At 58.0% G+C, this 18,556-nt stretch carries 16 protein-coding genes; 2 read left to right on the plus strand and 14 right to left on the minus strand.

Going from position 1 to position 18,556, the window contains the following annotated elements; genetic code table 11:
• Positions 1 to 2 precede the first annotated feature (2 nt).
• Positions 3 to 2,399, plus strand: coding sequence for an aldehyde dehydrogenase family protein (locus AC1DCP_RS22715; protein WP_065687671.1), 2,397 nt, complete (start codon positions 3 to 5; stop codon positions 2,397 to 2,399).
• Between the two features lie 359 nt (positions 2,400 to 2,758).
• Here AC1DCP_RS22715 and AC1DCP_RS22720 read toward each other — a convergent pair whose 3' ends face one another.
• The 14 genes from AC1DCP_RS22720 to AC1DCP_RS22785 form a co-directional block, all read right to left on the minus strand.
• Complete coding sequence (locus AC1DCP_RS22720; protein ID WP_013637548.1) at positions 2,759 to 3,409, minus strand: LysE family translocator; 651 nt, start codon at positions 3,407 to 3,409, stop codon at positions 2,759 to 2,761.
• 168 nt (positions 3,410 to 3,577) lie between these two features.
• The gene (locus AC1DCP_RS22725; RefSeq protein WP_476774649.1) at positions 3,578 to 5,329 is read right to left on the minus strand and encodes a nitrilase-related carbon-nitrogen hydrolase; all 1,752 of its coding nucleotides are present in this window, start codon (positions 5,327 to 5,329) and stop codon (positions 3,578 to 3,580) included.
• 24 nt (positions 5,330 to 5,353) lie between these two features.
• Entirely contained in the window at positions 5,354 to 6,049 is a 696-nt protein-coding gene (urtE, locus tag AC1DCP_RS22730; RefSeq protein ID WP_003516996.1) for an urea ABC transporter ATP-binding subunit UrtE, read from the minus strand.
• Positions 6,049 to 6,798, minus strand: coding sequence for an urea ABC transporter ATP-binding protein UrtD (gene urtD / locus AC1DCP_RS22735; protein ID WP_013637550.1), 750 nt, complete (start codon positions 6,796 to 6,798; stop codon positions 6,049 to 6,051). The genes urtE and urtD overlap by 1 nt, the downstream gene beginning before the upstream one ends.
• 1 nt (position 6,799) lies before the next feature.
• The gene (gene urtC, locus AC1DCP_RS22740; RefSeq protein WP_476774650.1) at positions 6,800 to 7,939 is read right to left on the minus strand and encodes an urea ABC transporter permease subunit UrtC; all 1,140 of its coding nucleotides are present in this window, start codon (positions 7,937 to 7,939) and stop codon (positions 6,800 to 6,802) included.
• 1 nt (position 7,940) lies between these two features.
• Positions 7,941 to 8,834, minus strand: coding sequence for an urea ABC transporter permease subunit UrtB (urtB, locus tag AC1DCP_RS22745; RefSeq protein WP_019565873.1), 894 nt, complete (start codon positions 8,832 to 8,834; stop codon positions 7,941 to 7,943).
• A gap of 156 nt (positions 8,835 to 8,990) precedes the next feature.
• On the minus strand, positions 8,991 to 10,241 hold the full coding sequence (locus AC1DCP_RS22750) for a transporter substrate-binding domain-containing protein (RefSeq protein WP_112153450.1): 1,251 nt from the start codon (positions 10,239 to 10,241) through the stop codon (positions 8,991 to 8,993).
• A gap of 248 nt (positions 10,242 to 10,489) precedes the next feature.
• Positions 10,490 to 11,098 carry an ANTAR domain-containing response regulator gene (locus tag AC1DCP_RS22755; RefSeq protein WP_003516987.1) on the minus strand — a complete coding sequence of 203 codons (609 nt, stop codon included), beginning with the start codon at positions 11,096 to 11,098 and terminating at the stop codon, positions 10,490 to 10,492.
• 12 nt (positions 11,099 to 11,110) lie between these two features.
• Positions 11,111 to 12,262, minus strand: a complete 1,152-nt coding sequence (locus tag AC1DCP_RS22760) for a transporter substrate-binding domain-containing protein (protein ID WP_013637554.1) — start codon at positions 12,260 to 12,262, stop codon at positions 11,111 to 11,113.
• A gap of 370 nt (positions 12,263 to 12,632) precedes the next feature.
• Positions 12,633 to 13,106: a hypothetical protein gene (locus tag AC1DCP_RS22765; RefSeq protein ID WP_013637555.1), complete on the minus strand. Its 474-nt coding sequence runs from the start codon at positions 13,104 to 13,106 to the stop codon at positions 12,633 to 12,635.
• A gap of 43 nt (positions 13,107 to 13,149) precedes the next feature.
• A complete protein-coding gene (locus AC1DCP_RS22770) occupies positions 13,150 to 13,797 on the minus strand; it encodes a MarC family protein (protein ID WP_003516981.1) in 648 nt (215 codons plus the stop codon).
• A gap of 65 nt (positions 13,798 to 13,862) precedes the next feature.
• The gene (locus tag AC1DCP_RS22775) at positions 13,863 to 14,294 is read right to left on the minus strand and encodes a hypothetical protein (protein ID WP_013637556.1); all 432 of its coding nucleotides are present in this window, start codon (positions 14,292 to 14,294) and stop codon (positions 13,863 to 13,865) included.
• A gap of 52 nt (positions 14,295 to 14,346) precedes the next feature.
• The gene (locus AC1DCP_RS22780) at positions 14,347 to 16,512 is read right to left on the minus strand and encodes a mechanosensitive ion channel family protein (RefSeq protein WP_111802819.1); all 2,166 of its coding nucleotides are present in this window, start codon (positions 16,510 to 16,512) and stop codon (positions 14,347 to 14,349) included.
• Between the two features lie 52 nt (positions 16,513 to 16,564).
• Entirely contained in the window at positions 16,565 to 17,824 is a 1,260-nt protein-coding gene (locus AC1DCP_RS22785) for an alpha/beta hydrolase (protein ID WP_035201433.1), read from the minus strand.
• A gap of 426 nt (positions 17,825 to 18,250) precedes the next feature.
• Here AC1DCP_RS22785 and AC1DCP_RS22790 point away from each other — a divergent pair, with 426 nt between their 5' ends.
• On the plus strand, positions 18,251 to 18,535 hold the full coding sequence (locus AC1DCP_RS22790) for a hypothetical protein (RefSeq protein ID WP_112153449.1): 285 nt from the start codon (positions 18,251 to 18,253) through the stop codon (positions 18,533 to 18,535).
• Positions 18,536 to 18,556 lie beyond the last annotated feature (21 nt).

Genomic DNA, 18,556 nt, shown 5'->3' on the forward strand with positions numbered 1-18,556 from the left:
AAATGCGACCCATCAAGGACATTTTGGAAACCATGGAATATGGACCTTCCCCCGAAGCCAATGGTGATGTGAAACAGTGGCTCGACGCGCATGGACGCTCGTTTGGACATTATATCAACGGCCGGTTCGTTTCTCCGGAGGGCCGCGAGACCATTTCCGTGTCAAACCCCGCAAACGGGGATAAGCTGGCGGAAATCATTCGCGGCAATGAGGAAGACGTCGATCAGGCGGTCAAGGCCGCCCGCACGGCCTTCGCAAAATGGTCGAAGCTGTCGGGTCACGAGCGCGCTCGTTACCTCTATGCCATTGCCCGACATGTACAGAAGCGCGAGCGCTTCCTGTCCGTTCTGGAAACGATGGACAACGGCAAGCCGGTTCGCGAAACCCGCGATATCGACATCCCACTCGTCGCCCGCCATTTTTACCATCACGCCGGATGGGCCGAAATGGTGGAAGACGAGTTCCGTGGTTTCTCGCCGGTCGGTGTTTGCGGTCAGGTGATCCCGTGGAATTTCCCTCTGCTGATGCTGGCGTGGAAGATCGCGCCAGCGCTTGCTGCCGGCAATACCGTGGTACTTAAGCCTGCCGACCTGACACCGCTGACCGCTGTCGCCTTTGCGGAAATCTGCCACGAGGTCGGCCTTCCCGCCGGTGTCGTCAACATCGTGCAGGGCGATGGCTCGACAGGCGCTGCAATCTGCGGCCATGACGGCATCGACAAGGTTGCCTTCACCGGCTCCACTAAGGTCGGTCGCGTTATTCGCGAGCAGATTGCTGGTTCGGGCAAAAAGCTGTCGCTGGAACTGGGCGGCAAGTCACCATTCATCGTTTTCGAGGATGCAGATCTCGATGCGGCGGTTGAAGGTGTTGTTGACGCGATCTGGTTCAATCAGGGCGAAGTCTGCTGCGCCGGTTCCCGCCTGCTGGTGCAGGAAGGTATTGCCGATAAATTTTATGCACGGCTGAAAAAGCGGTTGGAAACCCTGCGGGTCGGCGATCCGCTCGACAAGTCGACCGATGTCGGCGCGATTGTTTCGGCCACGCAGGTGAAACGCATCACGGATCTGGTACGCAAGGGCGTGGAAGAGGGCGGTGAACTTTGGCAGAGTTCCAACCCGTTGCCGGCCACCGGCAATTTCGTCGCTCCCGGCTTCTTCACCGAAGTCGATCAGGCATCGACGGTTTGCCAGGTGGAAATCTTTGGCCCGATCGCTGCGGCGACCACCTTCCGCACGCCGGATGAAGCCGTTTCGCTGGCCAACAATACCCGTTACGGCCTCGCCGCCTCCATCTGGTCGGAAAACATCAACGTAGCGCTTGATCTGGCCGCCCGCGTCAAGGCTGGCGTGGTCTGGATCAACTGCACCAACATGCTCGATGCCGGTGCAGGTTTTGGCGGCTACCGCGAAAGTGGCTTCGGTCGCGAAGGTGCGCGCGAGGGGCTTTACGAATATCTGGCGGCAGACTGGGAAAAGAGCCTGCCGGTTACAAAGCCCGCTGAATCCTTCACGCCATCTGCATTGCCGAACGCTGACAGCAAGATGGCGATTGATGGCCTTGATCGAACCATGAAGAACTATATCGGCGGCAAGCAAGCCCGCCCCGACGGTGGCTACAGTTATTCGGTGACCGGCAAGGGCAACGCCGTGATTGGAATGGCCGGAATAGGCAGCCGCAAGGACATCCGCAATGCTGTGGAAGCAGCGTCCAAGGCAGGCAGCTGGAGTTCCGCAACCGCCCATAACCGTGCGCAAGTGCTCTATTATCTTGCAGAGAACCTCGATGCACGGCGTGACGAATTTGTCGCCCGCATCATCGATAGCACCGGTGTCAGCGAAAAGAAGGCGAAGGACGAAGTCGACGCATCTCTGCGCCGTATTTCCTATTATGCCGCCCAGGCAGACAAGTTCGATGGCGCCGTGCACTCCACCAAGTCGCGTCACGTCACGCTTGCCATGAACGAGCCTTGGGGCATCGTCGGGATCATTTGCCCCGATGAGGCACCCCTCCTGTCGCTGGTGTCGCTGGTGCTGCCTGCAGTAGCGATGGGCAATCGCGTTGTGGTGGTCCCGTCGTCTCGCCATCCATTGATTGCCGGTGATTTCTACCAGGTGCTGGACACGTCGGATATGCCCGGCGGGGTCATCAACATTGTGACCGGCGAAAGCGATCTGCTTGCAAAGACACTGGCCGAGCATGATGACGTTGCGGCTGTGTGGTATTTCGGCTCGACCGAGGGAAGCGCGATGGTCGAGCGGGCTTCTGCGGGCAACCTGAAGGCCACCTGGGTCAATAATGGCCGTCAGCCCGATTGGCTAAATCGCACCGAAGCGCAGGGTCGTGATTATCTGCGCAGGGCGATCCAGGTGAAGAACATTTGGGTGCCATACGGAGCCTGACCGGCATTGTGCACGGGCGACAACTGACAAGATGGCTTACGGAGGCCAACGGTCTCCGTAGGTTTTTTGAATTATACTAATTGCTGCAACCGCATCTTTGCCCTGTTGGCCAACCTGGAAACGTCATTGGCGCAACTTCTGGGTTTCGAGCGGAACGAGCAAGCTAATAAACGGTTGAAAACCGTCGATTTAGTAAAGATCGCTCAGGGCCTTGGCGCCGATCTGGCGCCACAGCCAATCGCGGCTTGCTACGAAATCTCATATCAAAGCGACGCCGACAAAAATCGAACACAAGGGACGCCCCGTTGTCTCCAATAGGTTAGCCGTTCAGGGCGACTCCCAAGGTACAACAGGATGGTCTATTTCTTTTGATTGCCAGCAAAAGCGGCCGTCAAGCCAAGACCGATATACACGAAACCACTGACCCAGCGTTCAGCCTTCAGGTACGCGGGACTGCGCTTCAGCCACTTGCCGGCCGTGCCGGCGGCAAGTGCGTAAGAGCTGTCCGTCAGAACGCCAATCGCTGTGTAAACAAGCCCGAGAAAAGCGATCTGCATAGCCACATGGCCACGATTGACCTCAACGAACTGCGGCAAGAAAGCCAGAAAGAATAGTGCGGTCTTCGGATTGAGGAGATTAACGATAAAGCCCTCACGAAAGAGGCGCATGCGGCTCCGTGTGGGTAAATCGCCCTCGACGCCGGGAATATCCGAGGGGCCAAAAAGCTTTTTGAGGCCAAGCCAGATCAGATAGGCCGCGCCGGCATACTTTACGACGCTGAAGGCGAGCGCGGATGATGCCAGGAGCGCCGACAACCCGACAGCCGCGGCGGCGACATGCACAAGCGTGGCCGTATGGATGCCAAGGATTGAAACGAGCCCCGCAGAGCGACCCTGCTCGACCGAGCGCGCGAAGATGTAAAGAACTGCCGGTCCCGGCACAAGAAGCAGCACCAGTGTAGCGCTGACGAACAGGCTGAGATTTGTTAAGCTGGGAATTACCAAATCCATGATTGTCTTGCCCCGTTTTATATTGCACGAACGATAGCATTGGGCTTGCTCCAATGCCATATCGTCGTCTGCGGCTTGACACTTTTATGGTTTCACATCGCGCCGATTCCTGGTTCCGGGCTCACATGAGCCGCTATGACCTGAAAGACGTCGACATTGTGCCGCCTTTTACTGATGCCATTTGACGAGAGGCTGATAGTGATGCGGCTGACGCATGACGACAAGGTCTTTTCGCCGGACGATGTTCGTCGGATATGGCGTGTCGAGATTGGTGGTATCGACAGCCGCAGCGGCAATCCCCTCCTCATCCAGGATCGCCGATTCCTGACGTGGAAAAGCAAAGGAATCCGGCCCGAATACCGCACTCTTGCCCAGATAACCCTTTTCCTGGTCCAGCACATTGGCGAAGGCGAAATAGACGTTGTTCTCGCCGCCGCGAACGCGAAGCGCATGCCAGTGGTAGGGATCGGCGCCCTTTGGGATCGGATAGTTGTGCGGGATTTTCGTACCGCCATGGCTGCCGGTGAAGGTGCCGGCGATCGCCGAAGGGCAGGCAACAAGATCGCATCCCATGAGTGAAAGCGAACGGATGGCTTCCGGATAAAGCGCGTCGTGGCCAATCGCCAGGCCCACCCGGCCAATGGCAAGGTCGTAGATTTTCCATTCGTCGCCGGCCGTTGCCCAACTGTCGGCGACGCCCAGATGCGTCTTGCGATAGCTGCCCACCAGCCCCTCCGGCCCTGCAAGGACCACGCTGTTATAGATCCTGTCTTCGTCCGCTTCGGCAAATCCGGCGACGATATAAAAGCCGAGCTTCATGGCCAGACGAACGAAGGCGGATACGGTGGGACCAGACAGCGGCTCCGCACGCGTTTGCGGGGCCTCAAGTCCGGTCAGCGACAGTTCCGGGAACACCAGAATGTCCGGCGCCGTTGTCGCCTTAGCCTCGTTTGCGAGCCTTGTTATGTGGGCAATATTGTCTGCAATGACCGAGGTTGGCGCGAACTGGGCAACGGCTGCACGCGATCTGCGTCCGCGCGGGATTGGCTGATAGCCATAGAGGCGGAAGTAATCGCCAGGGTTCCAGGTGAAGCTGTTGGTCATCATGTTCATGTAGAGCTCGGGCCGGCGCGTCTTGAAGACCGGTTCGCTTAAGACCTCGCGGCGACGGGCACGGGCAAGATCGACCTTGCCATAGGCAATTCCGTCGCCTGTGTCGATGGATGCGGCAACCGTTCCGTCGGGCTCGATCAGGCAACTTCCCCCGGAAAACTGCACGGTTCTTTCCAGACCCCACCGATTACTTTCGATGACATAGCAGGCATTTTCGAAGGCGCGGTTGATCCAGTAGGGAGCGGGCGCGCGCTCCTGCAGCCAGTTGGAGATGTGGCATATGATGTCGGCACCGGCCAGAGCCTCCAGCCGCGCCGTCTCGAAGAAGTGCAGATCCATGCAGACCAGCATTGAAATACGTCCGATCTCCGTTTCGAAGACCTCGTGCACGATGTCGCCATTTGCGGCCCATTTTGGCTCGGCGATATAGGGATGCGACTTGCGGTGCCGACCAACGATGCCATCCGGACCGATCAGAACTGCCGTATTGTAATAGAGATCGCTCGCCGGATCGACTTCCGGCATGCCGACGACGATATAGCAGCGGTGTTTGCGGGCAATCGCCTGGAAAACATCGGTTGTCGGTCCGGGGATCGCCTCGACGAAGGGGTTCACCTCGGCCCTGTCGAACCAGCAATAGCCTGTCGTCCCCATTTCGGGGGTGACGATCAGGCGGGCGCCGGCCTGCGCCGCTTCCTCGCAAAGGGCGCTCAGCCGGCTGATATTGCGCGCCTTTTCGAACATGGTCGGTTCGAACTGGATAGCGGCGGCGGTGTAGCTTTGTGTCGGTGTCATGATTGTTCCCATTGTCTTATGAAAGGATGCGTCTTTTCAAACAGCCATATGCCTATGAACCAGCGCGTCGGAGAGCGCGTCGATGGCGCCGGCCGCGACCACACCTCCCTTCTCCAGCATGGCGAAGTGGTGAGAGGCATGCCGCGCAAATGCAACGTTCTGCTCGACGAGGATGATCGTCATGCCGATCTCGCGATTGAGCCGGATGATGATCTTTTCAATCTCCTCGACGATCGAGGGCTGGATGCCTTCATTGGGTTCATCGAGAAGCAGTACCTTCGGATCCGCGGCCAGTGCGCGGGCGATGGCGAGCTGCTGTTGCTGGCCGCCCGAAAGCACACCGCCGGGCCGATCAAGGTTGGCCATCAGATATGGAAAAAGCTCCGGCACCAGTGCCGGAATTTCGCGTTTGCGATCGGTGCGCGCAAAGGCGCCCATCAGGATGTTCTCGCGGATGGTGAAATCGGGAATGATCTCCCGGCCCTGGGGGACGTAGGCGATCCCGGCCCGTGCCCTCATATGCGTCGAAGATGAGCCTATGTCTTTCCCCTGCAGATGCATCTCGCCCGTCATACGGTCGGTCAGCGCCATCAGGGTTTTCAACAGGGTCGTCTTGCCGGTACCGTTGCGGCCAAGAATGCTGGTTACCTTTCCCGCCGGGATATCAAGCGTGACGCCGTGCAGGATATGGCTGCGGCCGTAGTAGCTGTGTACGTTTTTCAATGTCAGCATCAGGATATTCCTTTCGAACCGAGATAGGCCTCGCGGACCTTCGGATTGCTCTCGATATCCCCGACGCTTCCTTCGGCGAGCACCTCTCCCAGATGCAGAACGGTGATGCGTTCGGCGATTTCACGGACGAACCCCATGTCGTGCTCGACGACGAGGATGGTGTGGCGGCCTTTGAGATTTTTGATGATCTGGGCCGTCTTGCGGGTTTCGGCCTGGGTCATGCCCGCCGTCGGCTCGTCCAGCAGAACAACCTTGGGATCCTGGACGATGAGCATGCCCAGTTCCAGCCATTGCGTCTGGCCATGACTGAGATAAGCCGCAGTCACATTCTCCTCCGCTTCGAGGCCGGTGAGGGCGAGTACCTCATCGACGCGTTTGGCTTCGGCGCGTGAAAATCCAAACCGGAGATTGGCAAACACCGATGGATTGCGGCAATTGGCGACCTCCAGATTCTGCCGCACGGTGAGATCGCGAAAAATGCTGGGGATCTGGAATTTTCGACCGATCCCGGCGCGGGCGATCTTGTGTTCCGGCCAGTTGGTGATGTCTGTGTCGTAGACGAAGACCCTGCCTTTTGTGCTGCGGGTCTTGCCGCTGACCAGGTCCATCAAAGTTGTCTTTCCGGCGCCATTTGCGCCGAGCAACACACGCAACTCGCCATCGCGAACGGTAATGCTGACATTGTTGACGGCTCTGAATCCGCCAAAATCGACGCTGAGACCGTCGATGGTCAATGCGATTGCACTCATATTACAATGCCTCGCTTTGTTGCTGTAACGATGAGGATGCCGGGCCTGGTTTGACACGGCGGATAAACTGCCGCAGCACATCGTGCGCGACGCCGCCAAGGCCCCGCGGCATGAACAGGACGACAAGGACGAAGATGAGGCCGATGATCGCTTTCCAGGCCTCGACCAGCGCTTCGGTCTCGCTGACCTCGGCCTCGATCATGTTGATCAGGATCGCGCCGATGCAGGCGCCGAGCAGGGAGGAGCGGCCGCCGACGGCAGCCCAGACGACCATCGTCACCGAGAAAGACAGGTCCATGAAGGTCGGCGAGGCGAACTCCGCGACGACCACATAGAGCATGCCGGCAACGCCGGCGATGCCTGCAGAAATGACAAAGAAGAATACCTGGTAAAGAGAGACGTCGAAGCCAAGATAGCGGGCGCGAAGCTGATCGTCGCGGATCGCCTGTAGGATCATACCTGCACGGGTCTCCACGATGAGACGCGCGCCGATGAGCGTCAGGGACAGGCATGCGGCGCACAGATAATAGGTTGCCCGGCTGTAGGGGTCGAATTCGATGCCGCCGATCGTCAGCCAGCCAAGATCGGTCAGGCCGTTGAAACCGTTCGTCACCGGTTGCGCATCGACCATGACGAGACGCACAAGCAGAACAAGCGCCAGGGTGATGATCGAGACAAAGACACCGGAAATACGCTTGCGGAAAACCAGCATGCCGAGTGCCCCGGCGATCACGACGGGAAGCACGATGCCAAGCACGAGACCCACGGACTGGCTCTGAAACGGAAGCCAGAGGAAGGAGCCCTTGTTGATACAGCAAAGTTCCGTCGGCGCGCCGGGCTCGGCATTCCACAGCATGAAATCCGGAACCGGCCTGTCGGAGCCCTGTTGCAGACTGGTCAGGCTCGACAGTTTCAGCGACATGGCGAGCATGTAGGCGCCCAGGCCAAAAAACAGCCCTTGGCCGAGATTGAGAATGCCGGCATATCCCCATGTGAGCGCAATGGCGACGCCGAGCATGCCGTAGACCAGATATTTCGAAATGCGGTTCAGCCAGAATTCGTCACCGAAAACCGGCGCTGCAAAAATCACCGCGATGAAAAGCACATAGGCGGCGACCTGGAATTTTCGTTCGATGCTCATGTTAGCGCCCCTTGAACGAGAATAGCCCGCTGGGCTTGACGAGAATGACGAGGATGACGACCCCGAAGACGACGGCGCGCGCCAGAATGTCGTTCGTTCCAATCGCCACCAGCGCATTGATTTCGCCCAGAAGCCCTGACGACAGGGCCGTGCCGAAAAGGCTGCCGACCCCGCCGGTCACCACGACCATGAAACCGTCAACGACCATCGTCGTGCCCATGTCGGGGAAAACGGTCTTGAAGCCGGACATCATTACGCCGGCGACGCCCGCAAGGCCGGAACCGAAGGCGAAAGTCAGGGCATTGATGCGTTTCACATCGATGCCGCAAGCGGCGGCCATTTTTGGATTACGGATGATGGCGCGCACCTGCATGCCCGCTGTCGTCCGGTAGAGAATGAACCATGTCGCCAGCGTCAACGCGGCCGTCACCGCGATGATGAAGGTGCGATACGCGTTGATGTCGGCGCCGGCGAACCTGAAGGTGCCCTGCAGATACGAAGGCACGGCGACGTTTTGCAGTCCGGCTCCCAGGCCCTCGATATGAATGCCGAAAAAGCTGAGGCCGAATTCGAGCCTTACGGCCTGCTGCAAAAGGATGGCAATGCCCCAGGTGGCAAGAAGCGTGTCGAGCAGGCGGCCGTAAAGCCTGCGCACCACCACCCGCTCGATCACCAGGCCGAGCAGGGCGGTCACGACAAAAGCCAGGGGAATTGCGAACAGAAGGCCTGTTTTCAGCCAGATGCCCGAGAGGACGGCGACGTAGGCACCGATCATGACCATTTCGCCGTGGGCCATGTTGATGACGCCCATGGCGCCGTAGGTGATGGCAAGACCGAGTGCCACCAGAAGAAGGATTGAGCCGAGACTGAGGCCGATAAAGAGAATGTCGAGCATAACGCCACCGTTCGTGAGAAGGGCGGATCAGACTTTGTCCTGCTCCTTGCCTGCCCCAAAATCGGGTTGGCACCGAGCAGAGGAAAAAACGCAGATCCGCCTTGCCGAGACATGATCCCGCCAGGCATGGCTGGCGGGAGGACGCGGAAAGAGGGGTCAGCCCTTGAGCTTTGCTGCGTCGAGACCGTTGCTGGTGCAGAAAAGATTGCTTTCCGTCTCGCCATAGGCCGAATAGGGCAGCGGCTTGATCGGTGACGGGTAGGCGTTCACGACCTTGCTTTGTCCATCCGGCTGCCATTGGCCGATACGCGGCGTCAGCCAGCAATGCAGGTTGTCGGGGTCGGTGGTCACCTTGCCGCCGGGCGCGTCATAGGTCTGGCCACGAATGCCGGCCCGGATAGCATCGGCGGACAGATCGCCGGATTTCTCCACTGCCTGCTTCCACAGGAATACCTGGAAATAGGCGGCCTCGAGCGAATGGTATGTCACTGCCTTCGGATCGTTGACGAAGGTCCTGAAGCGTTCGATGAAGCTCTTGTTGGCCGGCGTTTCGATCGACATAAAATATGGAAATGATGTGTAGCTGCCCGCCGCATATTCGGCGCCCATGGCGGCGATCTCGATTTCGGAGGTCACTGTCGCGCAGATCGGGATGACCTCCTGCGAGAGGCCCTGGTTCTTGAACTCGCGGTAGAAGGCGATGATCGAGTCGCCAACCACGTTGGAAAGAACCACGTCGGCGCCCGATTCCTTGATCTTGCTGACCATGACAGCCCATTCGGAGTGTCCAAGTTCCAGATATTCGTCCGCCACCCATTCTGCGCCCGCCGCCTCGATCAGTTTCTTGGAAACCTTGGCCATCTCGCGCGGATAGACATAGTTGGAGCCAACGATGAAGAACTTCTTCTTGCCCAGTTTCTCGACAATCCAGGGAATGTAGTTGGAGAGCTGCTGGTTTGGAACGGCGCCGGAATAGACGACGTTGCGCGAGCACTCAAAGCCCTCATAGTGCGTCTGGTAGAACAGCATCGCGCCGCGCCGTTCGAAGATCGGCAGCACGGCCTTGCGGCTGGCAGAGGTGTGGCAGCCGAAGATGGTGGAAATCTTGTCCTTGAGGATCAGTTTCGATGCTTTTTCGCTGAAGGTCTTCGGATCGGAAGCGCCGTCTTCGACGACGACTTCCACCTGGCGGCCAAGAACGCCGCCGGCTGCGTTGATTTCGGCCACGGCCATCATGACACCGTTGGCGAGAAGCTTCTCGGCGACAGAAAGCCCGCCCGTCTGGGAGTAGAGCGCACCGACCTTTATAGCATCGGCTGCAAAGGCCCGGCCGCCCAGCGTCGGCAAGGCGAGTGCGGCGGAAGCGGTGGCTGCGGTTTTCAGAAAGTCACGTCTGTTGAACACCATCTTGGTTCCCCTTTTTTGATTGGCGCACGCGACGGCACTGCCCGGCTCTACGGCGAGGCTTTCATGCCGAAAAAATACTGGAAGGCCGACTTCACTGTCAGCAGATAACAAAAAACCCGCGAGGCTTTTCACAGCCTGCGGGCACCCTTGCCATCATCGCATCACGGCTGCGCCGCGTGCAACAGCGGCACATGGCTTCGCGAAACGAAGGGATGTGCCGGAGGTGTTCATCTGGAACACATCAAAAACTAATCATGTTTTTGGGAAGGGCGCAAGAGCTGTTCGGCGTTGATAATCGAATTGGCGATTTCATCGATTGGGACCCGCCGAGCCATCGCTTGCTCGCGCATTTCACGATACGCCTCATTCTCGCTCGTGCCGCGATTGGCCATGAGAATGGCCTTTGCCCGGGCAAGCTTCTGGTCTCCCAAGACCTTGCGCTTATATTTACGGGCTTCCTTGACGAGCCTTTGGCGCTCAAGCCAGAGACTGCGCGCTATGGCGAGATTTGTCAGCAGGCCGAACGGTTTGATCGGTCTCTCGACAATGGCAAGCGCGCCGCTTTCCAGAACGATCTGCAATGTGGAGGGATTTTCGTAACCGACGATGGCGAGCATGGTCGGAGCGGGATTAGGGAGGCACTTCAGCAGGCGTTCGATTTCCGGTCGCGCCTCGTCTTCCATGGCAAGAAAGACGACATCCGTGCCGTGTGGCAACTCGGCAGGGACCGGCCAGAGGCAACTGACCGTACAACCGATACGGCGCAGGTGATCAACGAGAAACTCTCCTTCGGATGTCCGGGGATGAATCACCAGAACCTTGAGGTCCCGCAAATCTCTAAGAAGGGCGAAAGACATCGTCGCTCCTTCTCAGACCTGAACACGATGTGGGAACGGCTGCGTCAGATCCGGGCGATATTCTCGCATGAAGGGATCTGGCGCCACGCGCAGCGACGGGTCATGGACTATGTCATAGCTGCCTTGCGCATTTACTTTTGCAACCCTTGGCCACAGATGGGTGTGGTTCGTCAGCCGGTCTATCTTCACAGCGCCCTGCGGAGCGTCGTACTCGACCTCGTAAAGGGCTGGAAGAAGCTGCTCCAGCCCGTCGCCACCGGCCCGCTGCAAAGCTCCCGCATAGAGATAGACCTGGAAATAGGCCGCTTCGGCCGGCGCGGTCGGCAGCATCTGCTGGCCGTATCGCTGTTGGTAAGCCAAGACGAAGGCACGCGCGCGAGGCGTATCCAGGGAGGCGAAAAACGGGGCCGCGGTGATATGCCCCTCGGCCACTTCCGGCCGCATCCGGATCACGTCGGCCTCGCTTGTCGACTGACTGGCGATTGGCATCGTCGCTGAATCAAAACCCGCCTCTTTGAACGCCGTGTAGAAGGGAATGATACCGTCGCCGACGATTGTCGAGTAGATGACATCCGGCCGTGCCGCGCGAATATGCCGGATGATTTTGGCGACATCTTCGGGTTTTAGGTTGAGAGGAACATATATTTCGTCCAGCACCTGACCGCCCAGCTGAAGAAAGAGATCGCTGATCGTCCGGTTGGATTCGTAAGGGTAGACGTAGTTCGAACCCACAAGGAAAACCCGCTTTCCATAATGCTTGGTGAGGAAGTCGACCAGCTGCACGGAGTTTTGGTTGGGTGCGGCCCCGGTGTAGATGCAGTGCCGAGAGTATTCAAACCCCTCATACAGTGTCGGATAGAATAGCAGGGCATCTCGAGCTTCGATGACGGGCAGTACGGCTTTGCGGGTGCTAGACATATGGCAACCGAAAACGACCCGGACCCGATCCTCGTCGCAAAGCTTGACCGCAAGTTCCTTATAGAGATTGGGCGTCGATTTAGGGTCATAGGCGACAGGCTCGATCATCCGGCCAAGGACGCCGCCAGCCGCATTGATTTCGTCAATCGCCAGCAAGGTCGCGAACCTCTGGGTTTTTTCGACGGCTCCGGTCACACCCGTCTCGGAGAACAGCACACCGACCCGCCAGCTTTCTGAATGCATCATCGCCCACCAAAAAATAAAAAAGCTCCCGCCCGTTTCCGGTCGAGAGCTACCCTGCTCATGGAATATCAGCGGCCCGTTGAAGCCTGCAAAACGATGATGTCAGTTTCCTTGTCCGGTGGCAACATAGAGGAGAGCTGAAAACACTCGCAAATCTAAAATCATGGGATCAAAATTCTTCCGCGTGTTCGCCTGAGCATCGAGAATACGCACACACCCTCTTTGCTCCACCGAGCGATGTCTAACTACCCTTCATCCGCGCGGCGCTATTCGGTAGCCTGGATGGAACGCGATATGGACATCGGTTCCACCGCCAAGTCGGCTTCGACAGCGGCGGCCAACACCACATTGCTGAGCTGTAACCGGAGGCAATTTATGTCTCAGCTGGATCTTCGATCGCCTTCGCAAGGCGTTCAAGTTCGACGGAGTAGCAAAAAAAACTGAACAGTACCAACAGGATCAAAGCCCCCTGCAGAACCGTGTGACCAAGCGGAGGCAGCGTGTTGGATTCCGGCAAGTGTCGAAAGAAGATCGTTGAGAACAGGACGCCTCCGAACAGGAAGGCCAGGCGTGCGGCAAACGATAAGAGGTGAGATACGAATATGGAGTGGAACGGTGCGCGGACCTCGACCCAACGCATTCTTGTCCAGTAGCTTGCCTGTAAAAGCAGCGCAACCGCAAGGATTGTGAGCAATGTCGACACGGGCACTTGTTGGCGTTCGCCAAGATGGGTGACGACGGCGTAAAAGATCGGGAAGATAACCCGGAGCAGGAATGCGACCGCCAGGGACTGGAGCACGATGAGTGATCCGTAAGCGAGAGCATTTTTCCTTCGATCAGTCATCATGCGCATTCCCTTCGAGCCGCCTGGAGAGGCTGCGCCCTATGGGTCAATGGCCCACCGCCGGCGCAATGATCCCTAGACGCCCTAGCCCACTGACAATCAGCTGGACTGCGACAGCGGTCAGCAAAATCCCGAACACGACCTCTGAGACGACCATGCTCGCTGGCTTCATGTGTTTGGACAGCTTGTCGGTATTGGTAAAAACGACATAGTCGAAAGCAGCGACAATCAGGATCAGAACAGCGACAACTACCGCGCTGGCGACTGAGACAACTTCGCCAGACGCCAGGATTATGACGGTTATGCCGACGGGGTTGAGCAAATAGGGAACCGCAAGCGGGAACACTGCGAGTTTGTCCGGATCGATCGGATCGGCAAGCTCGTCATGCGGCTTTTCCGTCGGTCCGGATGCCATCTTGATCGCTATGAGCGCAAGGATGATGCCACCTGCCACAGCGACGGCGCCGCCGGTTATGTGGAGAAGTCGCATCAGAAGCGCGCCGGTCGCAAAGAGGATCAGTGCTGTGACGAGTGCTGTCAGTACCATCTGGCGGCCGATGCGCACTTTGGTCGCGGTGTCGAAACTATGGGTTTTCTCAAGAAACGGCACGAGGGCAATTTTTGGACCCATGCCGATCAAAAGCAAAAGAAGAAGCTTTCCGACAAGCGTGGCGTCGATGGTGTTGAAGTCCATGGAAGATCCCCTTCGTTGATGATCTGCGCGTGCGCGAGCAGCATGATTGTCCCAGCCAAGCAGTTTCAGTGCGGGCAAACGTCCCAGAAGCCGGTCGTTTTGGCCGGAGACGTGTAATACCAGCACTGGCCGGGCTGCGGCGGTGTACCAGCCAGTGCGACAGCTGCTGCACCGGTGACGACGCCAATGGCTGCGCCTGCAGCTATCGCGGCGCCCGGCCGCCAGTAGCGGCGGGGAGCAACAACGACAACGCCGCGCCGCGCTGGCCGGTAGGCCGGGGCCGCAGGCCGATGGGCAGGGCGATATGCGGGTGCATGACGACGTCCGGCAGCAGCGCAACCGCGCGGTCCGCACGCCGCCACACCGCAGCCTCGGGGGCCGCAGGCTGCAGCCCCACGACGGGCTTCAGCGGTCGAGGGTAAAAGAACCGGTATGCTGATCAGCATCAGCACGGCGATCAGGCTGAGTAGGTGTGATACGATTTTTGAGGTTTTCATTTCATATCCTCCTTGTGATCTTTGATGGCGTTTCGCCTGGTTCACTTCGTGATCAAGCTGGCCCGGGCACGGTCACGGCGTTGTGTTTTGCCAGCGCCTGTTGGGCAGCGGCAGCAAGACCCTCTTCCTTTCCGCCTGCGACTTGCACGGTCGGAACGGCGATCTTGATGCCTTGGGCGTTGAATGCTTCCCGCAGCATTGCATAAGCTCTGCGACGGATGGCCGATTGCAGTTGGGTAGGTTTCAACGTCATCCCAAAGCTCAATTTTATTCCAATGTCTGTGATCTCTTCGACGCCTTTCATTTTGAGGTTCTCAATAATGAACGGCTGGAATTCGGGGTCATCGTACAGGGCTTTGCCCACGGCTTTGGTGATTGCCTTGACCTGGGCGACGTCGGATTCGTAGGACACGGACAGCAGGAATTTGACCACTGACCAGTCGCGGCTCATGTTCTGGACGGCACCCAGTTCACTGAATGGGACGATGAATATCGGGCCCCTGTGGTGCCTAAGCTTGACCGAGCGGAGACTGAACGCCTCGACGGTTCCTTTGTAACTGCCGCTCTGAATGTATTCACCAATCCGGAATGCATCGTCGAGTAGATAGAACATGCCGCTGATGATGTCCTTGACGACGGTCTGCGCACCAAAGCCAATGGCGACGCCTACGACGCCAGCACCGGCGATCAATGGTCCGATCTCGATTCCGAGTGAAGACAGGGCCATCATGATCGCAATCGCTGCAAAAAGGATCATGACGAAGTTGCGCAGGATCGGTAGAAGAGTTCTCAAACGGGTACGCCGCCGCTCCCGCTCGCTTCCAATCTCAAGCGCGGCTTCCGTGTCTCCCATTTTCCGATCGATCAGCACTTTAACGACATTCCATGCCAGATCGACGACGAGGAGAATGATGCCGGCGCTTAGCACTCCACGTAAGAGCCGTAGCGCGGGTGAATCCTGCATCGTCATCTCGGTCAGTCGAACGTCCATGACATCGGCGAGGAAGAGGATGGCTGCAACGATCAGGGCTGCCCTTATCCCACGCTCGACGACAACCGAAACCACTGTGACACGTTTATGACCATCCTCTTCAGCGCCGGAGCGGCGCAGAATGTTGTTTATAGATGCTTTGGTAAGAACGATCGCGCCTGGCAATGCGGCGCAGACGACCATAATCCAGAAAAGCGTCGTCGCGCCCGCCACCCAGAGCAACCAGATACCGGTTAAATAGGCAGTCCAAAGCCAGTTGCGACCATTCAATCCAATCCGGCTGCCCTGTAACGTGGAGGAATGAGGCGGGCGTCGCCATATGGCCTCGATAGCAATGCCGAGAAGAATGAAACCCAGGAAGTAGGCCGCGAGCTGCCGCGCCGGGATCGATAGGCCAAGCGTACCGAGAAGCCGAATGGTCACCCAGCCAAAGGCGTACCAACCCACGAGATAGCTCAGTCGTTTTGCCCAGTGACCTGCCGTCTCGTCAGAGATCGGAACCACGCGGAAATGGCCTTTCTCGTTCGAGCGTGGCGCCAAAAACACATCCAGTACTGCGCTGGCGAGGCGGTAAATGACGACAGCGAACAGGAAGCCGACGACGATTTCCCTAACGATCGGTGGCCACTCAAAAAGCAGGAAGAAACCGATGCTGCCCAGCCCGAACGACAGCACGTAAAAAGCCGCCCAGAGCAGCCGGGCGGTTATGGCAATAATCCTGTGCCAAACGGTCGTGAACGAGGCTTCCGCCATCCATGACCGCCAGCCAGCACTGATCCACCAAAATACCCATTGAGCGGCAAGTCCTGCGACAACAAACGCGACCACCAGCACGATGGGCCGGGTCCCGCCAATCGTCTTGATGTCCTGCTCAAGTAAAGCGGCGCCACGCATTGCTTCGGACGGAAAAGAATGTGCAGCGTCGACCATTGCGGCGGCATGGGCGCGGAAACGCATTGTCGATGCGGCAAACGAGGGACCCGCCTCTGCGCTGGTCGAAGGCGGCGCTTCAGGATTCGCTCCACGAGCAACGTGCTGCAACCATTTCTGAACATCGGGATCCGACATTAGGGTGATGAAGTGCTGGACATTGGGTGGTTGTTCCGCCGGAGCGGGCGCGCCAGGCATTTGCGCTGCTACGGCTGAGATGCCAACGAAAAGGATGAGCATCGCCGCAATAGACGTGCGAGATATTTTCATCAGCAAAAATTTCAGGCGCATTACCATTGTCTGTCCCTGTTGTGGTACCTCGGCGCCCTTCCGAAGGACGCTCGACCCGCTAGTGATGACATGCTTCAGTCGAAGTGTTCGGTGTGTTGCAGTGCGATGATTTCCGTGTCGTGCCACCTGAACCAAGAAGGGACTGAACGCCCCCGGCATAATTGTCTCTGGTGTCGGCATCGACGACGGCAACCGGAGCGGCAAGGATCAGCCCTGCGGTACTGCCCACTGCCGCTGCCGTGCCGGTTGTTGCTGCAAGGATCGTATCTCCAAGGCCAATCTTGCTGTCCGTCAAAGTCTGTCCATCAGAAATCCGGGCTCCAATCAGCCGGACGATCTCTGGCGACTCCGCGAACTTCCCGTGGTTGAGGCTGTCCCCGGCTTTGATCATGGTGAGGTCGATTACCGAGATCTGGCTTTCGGCCAATTCACTCTTGTAGGGAGGCTGCTCAGGGTCGATAGCGCCAAGCCTCGCGACGTTGCCCCACACTCGGCGGGACACGGCCAATGCCCGATCATCCCGGGAGACAAATAAAGTGAATTTCGGATGCTTTTTGCCCATGTCGGCGATCTGTTGCCGGAAGACGTCGACGTCGACGTCGGGAGATGCGAGCATCACATTCTTGAACTTGGCCGGAAGGCTTCCATTGCGAATGGCCATTTGACGAAGCGCCTCGAGCGCGAGCCAGTTACCCATGGAATGAGCAAGGATCGAAACTTCCTTCACCTGCTTATCCCTGGCCAGATATTGAAAAAGCAACTCCAGGGCATTGCGCGTATAGTTGGTGCTCTCGCGGTCGTAGCCGTACGCAAGCAGGCTTCCGCGCGACGGCCAGGTGACCAGTACGGGAGCGCTCGCTACGCCGGAATCCTGGACGATTTGGGCAAAGCGATAGACCGAGTCTTCAAATCGATTGTTGAAGCCGTGAATGAAGACCAGCACGCTGCCGTCACGGCTCTTTCTGACGGAAGCGCTCAGCCATTTCCGAGCATCGTCGCGGCTGATTTCCTGTGCCTTTAACGTCGCAAAATCAGTGGCTGGATTGGGAGGAATCCTTTTCGGCCAGGCAACATTACCAATCTTGCGGACATTTCCCGGAGGGATGGACACGGTGATCTCCGCGAAGGCCGCATCCCTTGCGCGTTCACCCGTAAACATCTCGCCTTTGTTCGCGGAGCGACTACGCGTTGTTGTGATCAGCATGTCCACCTTGGTGGATGTGGGGGCGCTATCGGCAACAGGGACAAGAACGTTTTTCGCGTGGCCGCCGCAACCAACGAGAGCTGCGAACATCACACAAAAAGGGAGCCTTCCCATTCGATATGGAAAGCGTCCGTTACGGAGGTCCCTTGTATCGTTGCCGTTCACCAGATCGCCCGCCGCCATATGTCACAGCTTTGTCCTCGCCACGTCGGCGCACAAAAAACCTATGCGAATGACGGGCTGTTTTCCCGTAACATCGGGTATGTTACGGGCATCCGGCGGACGATGCCGTCATCTGAATGCGTGAAAGTGTGGAAGTTGCCAGAGACAATCACACGCGGCCCCGTAACCGTCGTCTTTCTCGCCCGCTCGCTAGCGTGTTAAAACATGCGAGACCTTGACGGTGCTGCAATCCAACCTCGGTAAGCTGACCGCACCAGCGTATATTACGGTAACATACTGCACGAGCCGCGCTTCATCAAAGAATATGCCATCGAGACATTCGGCGTCGCCGTGACGCTGTGAGGGTGGGAGAGGACAATGGATGAAGGTGTGGCTGCGGTCAGGCTGCGGTTTCCCACAAGAGTTCAGGCCATCAACGAGCTTTCGTCGCGCGACGTCATATTCTGTGAAATCTGCCAGGATTTTGCCGAAGCCCAGACGGAGTTGGCAAGATGGGAGGCGGCTTCTTCCGATCCGGTCCGAGATGACCGTGTGGCCGAATACAGGGAATTGTTGGCGGCCCTTGGCAGAGAGATTGAAGATGCTCTCGCCCGAGCCACCGTTGTCTCTCTTCATCGCTCACCCGGTCCGCGCCCGGTGTAATTCCGCCGGATGGGCAGTTAA

Source organism: Agrobacterium sp. 10T429 (assembly GCF_056393925.1).

What these genes read in the sequence shown, in the direction of transcription:
- urtE (WP_003516996.1), bottom strand. Translation starts at nt 6,049, where the DNA reads ATGCTGACATTGAAAAACGTACACAGCTACTACGGCCGCAGCCATATC.
- AC1DCP_RS22750 (WP_112153450.1), bottom strand. Translation starts at nt 10,241, where the DNA reads ATGGTGTTCAACAGACGTGACTTTCTGAAAACCGCAGCCACCGCTTCC.
- AC1DCP_RS22780 (WP_111802819.1), bottom strand. Translation starts at nt 16,512, where the DNA reads ATGGTAATGCGCCTGAAATTTTTGCTGATGAAAATATCTCGCACGTCT.
- urtB (WP_019565873.1), bottom strand. Translation starts at nt 8,834, where the DNA reads ATGCTCGACATTCTCTTTATCGGCCTCAGTCTCGGCTCAATCCTTCTT.
- AC1DCP_RS22725 (WP_476774649.1), bottom strand. Translation starts at nt 5,329, where the DNA reads ATGGGAACAATCATGACACCGACACAAAGCTACACCGCCGCCGCTATC.
- AC1DCP_RS22720 (WP_013637548.1), bottom strand. Translation starts at nt 3,409, where the DNA reads ATGGATTTGGTAATTCCCAGCTTAACAAATCTCAGCCTGTTCGTCAGC.
- urtC (WP_476774650.1), bottom strand. Translation starts at nt 7,939, where the DNA reads ATGAGCATCGAACGAAAATTCCAGGTCGCCGCCTATGTGCTTTTCATC.
- AC1DCP_RS22775 (WP_013637556.1), bottom strand. Translation starts at nt 14,294, where the DNA reads ATGAAAACCTCAAAAATCGTATCACACCTACTCAGCCTGATCGCCGTG.
- AC1DCP_RS22770 (WP_003516981.1), bottom strand. Translation starts at nt 13,797, where the DNA reads ATGGACTTCAACACCATCGACGCCACGCTTGTCGGAAAGCTTCTTCTT.
- AC1DCP_RS22715 (WP_065687671.1), top strand. Translation starts at nt 3, where the DNA reads ATGCGACCCATCAAGGACATTTTGGAAACCATGGAATATGGACCTTCC.
- AC1DCP_RS22785 (WP_035201433.1), bottom strand. Translation starts at nt 17,824, where the DNA reads ATGGGAAGGCTCCCTTTTTGTGTGATGTTCGCAGCTCTCGTTGGTTGC.
- AC1DCP_RS22765 (WP_013637555.1), bottom strand. Translation starts at nt 13,106, where the DNA reads ATGATGACTGATCGAAGGAAAAATGCTCTCGCTTACGGATCACTCATC.
- urtD (WP_013637550.1), bottom strand. Translation starts at nt 6,798, where the DNA reads ATGAGTGCAATCGCATTGACCATCGACGGTCTCAGCGTCGATTTTGGC.
- AC1DCP_RS22760 (WP_013637554.1), bottom strand. Translation starts at nt 12,262, where the DNA reads ATGATGCATTCAGAAAGCTGGCGGGTCGGTGTGCTGTTCTCCGAGACG.
- AC1DCP_RS22790 (WP_112153449.1), top strand. Translation starts at nt 18,251, where the DNA reads ATGGATGAAGGTGTGGCTGCGGTCAGGCTGCGGTTTCCCACAAGAGTT.
- AC1DCP_RS22755 (WP_003516987.1), bottom strand. Translation starts at nt 11,098, where the DNA reads ATGTCTTTCGCCCTTCTTAGAGATTTGCGGGACCTCAAGGTTCTGGTG.